Genomic DNA, 5,719 nt, shown 5'->3' with positions numbered 1-5,719 from the left:
GCCCACCCCAGAGGAAGAGCCCATGCCGACCGTAGGAGCTGTCAGCCCGTACAGGGGCGTGCCCGCCGACGACGACGAGATCCGACGCCAGCACGTGGAGACACCGCGGGCGAGCGACCTCGCGCGCCTGTGGCGGGTCAACGAGAGCACCGTCTACTCGCACCTGCGCAGGCTGCAGCTGACGCAGCCCCGCGGGGCCGTGCGCCGCCAGCTCCCCGCGCGGGTGGCGCCCCAGCCCCCGGACGAAGCCCCGTCGATCGGGGTCTGCCCGCAGCCGGGCGAGCCCCGGTTCCTCGGGCGCCTCGGTGTCGAGGACCTGGCCCTCGCGATCGAGCTCGCCCGCCGGACCGAGATTTCCCCCCTCGATGCGCTCTCATGGGTCCGCGCCGACGCGGGCCTCGCCGCCGCCGATGTCGAAAGGACTGCATGATGATCCGCCGCCTTCTCGCTACCGCCGTCGCCAACGCCAAGGCCGACCCCGGCTGGCGCGAGTGCATCCGGCTCGTCGCCGGCTGGACGCACCTGCGCGCGATCAGCGCTCTCTTCATCGCGTCCGTCGTCCTTCCGGTCACCGGCGCCGAGCCGGCTTGGCCGCACGAGGACCCGCTGCTCTGGGCGTGCGCCTGGGTGCCCGCCTTCATCGCCCTGACGCTGCTTGCCGAGTGGGCCGACGTCTCCGGTCTGCGCGGCCACGACCTCGACAACCGCTAACCCTCACCCACCCCAAGGAGACCTGACATGAGCCAAACTCTGCCCAGCAACCCGGTCCGCCGCCTCGTCATCCAGGAGCAGGACCGCGCCGCGCTCTATGGCCGGGACTACGAGCCCGGCGTCGACGAGCTGCGCGCCATCCTGCGCAAGACCCTTAGGGGGCCGGCCGCCATCGTGCGCTGCGCGCTGCAAGCGGGCTGCACGCCCGAGTACCTGCTGGCGGTCATCGACGGCCGGGAGGACCCGGAGGGCGGCGTCCTGGACGTCCTTGGCATGGAATGGGTCCCCGGTCGCGGCGTCTACGCCGACCCCCTCTACGACGTGGAGGCTCGCGCCCTGCAGCAGGCGCGCTGGGCTGAGGAGGTCCAGGCGAAGATGTCGGGCCCGCTCCAGCCTTGCCCCCGCATCGAGCGCCACAGCGGCCCGCCGATCGAGGACATCTTCGCGATCGGACGCGACGGTCCGGGCGCCAAGCTGAGAAAGTGAACAATCTGGTTCACCATCCCTTGACCGTGTCGGCTCAGTGAACTAATTTGTTCACCAAGGAGGCAGAAGGCCTCCCCCAAGGAGCCCACGATGACCCAGCCCACCGAGACCCTCGATCTCAGCTTCGACCTCAACCTCCTCTTCGACGACCTCGCCGACGCCGAGCCGGTCTCCCGGGACGAGCCCCGGCCCCACGCCCTGGACGTCCTGCTCGCCTCCATCGCGGACGCCGAGATCCGGGACCTCCCGCTCCCGGCGAGCCTGCTCCCCCTGCACGGCGAGCCCCTCGACCTGACCTTCTGAATCCGCCGGGGGTGACCCCGGCCCTTTCTCCGGCCGCCTCCGTGAGGGGCGGCCCGATCAAGGGCCATGAGCGAGAGGAGAGGACGATGAAAGGCATCCTGAGCGACGTCACCCCGGTCACCCGCCGGATCGTTCTGGACTTGCGTAAGGGCAACGCGTCGGGCCCGACACGCGCCCGCGAGATCATCCGGGCCATCCCGAAGGCCGAGAAGGCCGGCTTCATCGTCACCCGCGACCTCGAAGGAGTCCTGCGCCTGGCCGAGGCGATCGGCGACCGTCGGCGCGTCCGCCGGAACCGCAACGAGGGCCAGGTCACGGAGTTCTACGGCTTCCGCCCCCGGCAGCCCCAGTCGCGAGAGAACAGCGCCGTTCACCAGGCGCGGGCGGCCTTCGCGAGCGAACTGCAGCGGCCGATCCGGATGCGGCTCGCCGATCTCCGCCGGAGCGCCGTCCTCGCCGCTGCGAAGTCCGTCATGAAGCACGGGGCGGCCGGGGGCAGCTCGTTCGAGGTCCGCTCCGGGGACCAGCCGGACTACTTCGTCGAGGTCGAGAAGGACTGGAGCCGCGTGAACAAGGGCCGGGATCACTGGGCCTCGAACATCGACCGCCACGTCATCATGGTGTCCCGCAGCTGGCTCGCGGTGCGCCACCGGATCGGAGCGGGCGACGGGACCGTCGCCGGGCACATGTTGCTCGACGCCACGCCGTTCCTCGTCTCCGGCGAGCGGGCCGTCTGGGAGGCCAGGCTCGCCCGCACCGGGCGCGGATTCGCGGCGGTGGTCGAGGATCGCTGGCTGAGCTGCTACGGCCGCACGGTCACGATCCACCGGACGCTGCAGAAGGCGCTCGTCGCCTCGCCCCCGGTCGAGTACGCGCGCCCGCCCTCGGAAGAGGACGAGGCCGCGCTCGCAGCCCTCGCCCTCTAGTGAACAAGGCTGTTCACCGAGAGATCCAGTGATACAATCCGTTCACCCCGGGGGTTGCCCCGGGGTCGTGCAGGGGGAGAGCCATGGGAACGCGGGAGTTCACTGACGCCGAGGAGCGTGCCCGGCGCGTCGCCCTCGTGCAAGCGGTCGGCGAGCGGGTCTACGGCGGAAGCTGGCAGACCCCCCTGGCCGACGCGCTCTCCGCCGCGACGGGGCGCCCCCTCGGGCGGGCGCGCGTGGCGCAGTGGGTCCTCGCCGACGGGGCGAAGCCCGTGCCGAGCTGGGTCCTCGACGCCCTGCCGGCGATCGCCCGGGACGGGGCCGCCCGCCTGCGCCGGCACGCCGACGAGCTCGACAACCTGTTCGCCGACGGCGGCGCGGGCGCGCCCCCGGCGCAGGGCGAGCCCGACGCCCCCGGGGAAGCCCCGCTCGAATCCGGGCCGGCCGCCGCGGCGGAGGCCGCCCCGTACGACGACGGGAGCGACTTCGACGTGGACGCCCTCGTCGAGCGGTTCGCCGACAAGAGGCTGCCCCGCCCGGCTCCGGAGCCTGCCCCCCAGCCCGAGCCGGCCGCCGGGTGGCGCTCGGCGTTCGCGGAGGAGCACGCGGCCCGGTGGGCACCCCGGAACGTTTAGTCCTCGTCCTCGGTCGGGCCTGCCTCGGCCTTGCGCAGGCGGGCCATCCGGCGCTCCTCGGGCTCCTCCGTGACCGATGACAGCTTCGACCGGATCTCCGCGATGGTGACCGGGGCGTACGCCCAGCTGTCCACGCCGACGTCGTAGGACAGGCTGGACGGCGGCAGGAGATCGTGCGTGTGCCCGAACAGCTGGAGCGTCCGGCCGAAGCTCCCCCTCCAGGCCCTCAGGGGGTAGTGACAGGCAACAACCCTGGCCCCGTCCACCGCCATCTCGACAAGCTGCTCGACGGGCCCGGCCCAGGGCAGCGCGAGCGTGTCCGGCCCGTCGTGGTTCCCCTTCACCAGGCGGAGCTTGCCGTTCAGGGCCCGGAAGATCGAGGCCGCCTCGGCCGCCGTCGCCCCAAGCGCGAAGTCGCCGAGGTGCCAGACGGTGTCGTCCTTCCCGACGCGGGCGTTCCAGATCTCGACGAGGCACCGGTTCATCTCGGCGACCGAGGTGAACGGCCGCTTGCACATCCGGATGATGCCCTCATGCGAGAAATGCGTGTCGGCGGTGAAGAAAGTATTCCTACGGGCCATTTTTACGGGTCCTCAATCGGGGACCCGGCGCGCGGCGCTGCAGGTCCCTAGGGTTTGGCGGAGGGTTGGGGTTTCGAACGGGGTATCGCGGGTTTCATGACCGCCTCCGGGGCATCAGGGACCGCTCCTCGACAACGGGCGAGCCGTCGAGCGGGGGCAGCTTCACGAGGGCGATCGCCTCCTGGGCCTCCAGGAACTCCGGCCCGCCCGAGTAGAGGCCGAGCGTCATGCCGGGCCGCTTGTGGCCGACGATCGCGGCGATCAGGGGCTCGCGGACGCGAGCGCGCTCCAGCTTCGTGATGAACCACCTGCGCCAGGAGTGGAAGTTGATCTTGCTGCGACGGCGCCCGACTTCCTCGTCTCGAACGCCGATGTCGGACGTGTACTTGGTGTACCGCTTCGAGAAGTAAGATGAGCGTGGCTTTACCGAAGTCGACGGCGGGCCGGGCCACTCCGGGAACAGGTCGTCCTCCGGCGCCTTGCCCGCGATCCGGCGCGCGACGATCTCGTCGAGGTCCGGGTGGACCGGGACGTCGCGCACGTCGCGCTCCTTCTTCTGCGCCTTGAAGGTGAAGTAGCCGTCGAAGAGGCCGCCGACCTTCAGGTCGATCACCGCGTCGAGGCGTGCCCCAGTCAGAGCGGCGATCATCATGACGTCGCGCATCCGGTCCCCTTCCATGGGGCTGCCCATGAGGAGCTTCTGAACCTCCGCGTCGGTGTAGGGCCGCTCGTCGTCGGCGCGCTCCGTCTCGGGCTTGTCCAGGTTCAGGTCGGCGAACGGGTTCTCCTTGGCGTACTCGCGCCGGGCGAGCCAGCTCCAATAGAACTTGATCCGTCCGAAATACTTGGCCTTGCTCGCCCATGACAGGTTCGTATCGGCGTCGAGCCAGTCGAGGAATCGGATTGCGTTCCGCTTGTTGATGTTCTCGATGAACGGCTCGATGTCGTTCGCCTCCAGCCAATCGAGGAGGATCGAGAGGGCCCGGGGTTCGTCCAGCTTCGAGCGGGGCTTGATCTTCAGGCCGTCTACGAACGCCTGGTGATGGAACGCGATGGGCGTGTCCCCGGCGAGCACGCGCCGGAATTCGGTGACCGCCTTGACCGCCTCGGGGGTCGGCCGCCGGACCGGAAACACCCCGTCGGGGGTCGGCTCGTCGACCCATGTCGCCCCCTCGTCGAGGATCTCATCGCTCCGCTCCAGGGCGCCCTTGATCATGAAGTCGGCGAGGTCGTCGCTGGCCGTCTCCAGGAGCTTGCGGGTCTCCAGGGCCTCGGCGAGCAGGGAGCCCCGCTTCCCGCCCCTGGCCTTCCAGGCGTCCTCGATCTTCTTCTTGAACTCGGGGACGATGCGGTCGCGGGCGATCTTCGCCTGCCCCTTCGACTTCGTGCCGGTGCTCTTCACCAGGCGGCTGCCGAGCTGCGAGCGCAGCTCCTTCGGCACGCCCATGGAGACACGGTACAGGCCGTCGTGTACCGTCAGGTAGGCCATTTCAGGGTCGGGCTTGCGGGGCACGGGCGGGGCGTCCAGGGAGGGGGATATGATCCGGTTTTGAACCGTAATATGACCCGGAAACGCCCGCAATTCCCTGGACTTGCTGTCGCCAGAATGGGTTAACGGCTCCTTGTCGTCTAATCCCTCCGTCTCCGCCATCTACACCCAGCCCGAAAAACGTGTGTCATCACAACGGGTTGGCGTGCGACCAAAATCGATTTGTCCCCGATTTGTCCCCGCGGATGCCGCCTGTGGAAAGCCTGGGCGTGAGGGCTGTTCGAACCTGTCGGCAGGGAGCGAGGGGCAGATGCCCTTGTTCGCGAGCCCGACGGCGACTCGCCGGGCCCCGGGGCGGACGGTCCGCGTCCCTAGGCCGACGAGCGGAATGCGCCACCGGGGTCCGCGCGCGGACCTTCGTGCATCCGCACGCCCAACGCCTGGAGCGCGCCGATGCGCCCGACCCGGCTGGGTGAGAATCGGCGTGGAAAAAGAACCCGGCTGAAGGGCTGATCGGCGTCCAATCGGGGGTCTGGCGCCCTCTCGATGCAGGTGCGTTACCCGGCGACGATCAGACGCTCGTCGGGA

8 protein-coding genes are annotated in these 5,719 nt (G+C 70.1%); 6 read left to right on the top strand and 2 right to left on the bottom strand.

Features of this window, described 5'->3' with window-relative positions; genetic code table 11:
* The 6 genes from MZTS_RS22805 to MZTS_RS22780 form a co-directional block, all read left to right on the top strand.
* Positions 1-430, top strand: a 430-nt coding sequence (locus MZTS_RS22805; protein WP_210329482.1) for a hypothetical protein, incomplete at its 5' end; no start/stop codon positions are given.
* Positions 430-711: a hypothetical protein gene (locus MZTS_RS22800; protein ID WP_192285532.1), complete on the top strand. Its 282-nt coding sequence runs from the start codon at positions 430-432 to the stop codon at positions 709-711. The genes MZTS_RS22805 and MZTS_RS22800, both read left to right, overlap by 1 nt.
* A gap of 27 nt (positions 712-738) precedes the next feature.
* Positions 739-1,197 (top strand): hypothetical protein, encoded by a 459-nt coding sequence (locus MZTS_RS22795; RefSeq protein WP_192285530.1) that lies wholly within the window; start codon positions 739-741, stop codon positions 1,195-1,197.
* Positions 1,198-1,287: 90 nt separating this feature from the next.
* The gene (locus MZTS_RS22790; RefSeq protein WP_009862206.1) at positions 1,288-1,500 is read left to right on the top strand and encodes a hypothetical protein; all 213 of its coding nucleotides are present in this window, start codon (positions 1,288-1,290) and stop codon (positions 1,498-1,500) included.
* Positions 1,501-1,586: 86 nt separating this feature from the next.
* Entirely contained in the window at positions 1,587-2,426 is an 840-nt protein-coding gene (locus MZTS_RS22785) for a hypothetical protein (RefSeq protein ID WP_192285529.1), read from the top strand.
* Between the two features lie 83 nt (positions 2,427-2,509).
* Positions 2,510-3,061 carry a hypothetical protein gene (locus MZTS_RS22780; RefSeq protein WP_192285528.1) on the top strand — a complete coding sequence of 184 codons (552 nt, stop codon included), beginning with the start codon at positions 2,510-2,512 and terminating at the stop codon, positions 3,059-3,061.
* Here MZTS_RS22780 and MZTS_RS22775 read toward each other — a convergent pair.
* Together MZTS_RS22775 and MZTS_RS22770 are read right to left on the bottom strand one after the other, a co-directional pair.
* Positions 3,058-3,642, bottom strand: coding sequence for a metallophosphoesterase family protein (locus tag MZTS_RS22775; protein WP_192285527.1), 585 nt, complete (start codon positions 3,640-3,642; stop codon positions 3,058-3,060). The genes MZTS_RS22780 and MZTS_RS22775 overlap by 4 nt on opposite strands.
* Positions 3,643-3,736: 94 nt before the next feature.
* Positions 3,737-5,155 carry a tyrosine-type recombinase/integrase gene (locus MZTS_RS22770; RefSeq protein WP_192285526.1) on the bottom strand — a complete coding sequence of 473 codons (1,419 nt, stop codon included), beginning with the start codon at positions 5,153-5,155 and terminating at the stop codon, positions 3,737-3,739.
* Between the last annotated feature and the right edge of the window lie 564 nt (positions 5,156-5,719).

The sequence above is a fragment of the Methylorubrum zatmanii genome, assembly GCF_014845115.1.
Classification (GTDB): Bacteria; Pseudomonadota; Alphaproteobacteria; order Rhizobiales; family Beijerinckiaceae; genus Methylobacterium; species Methylobacterium zatmanii.
This window is presented reverse-complemented; position numbering and strand designations above follow the sequence as displayed.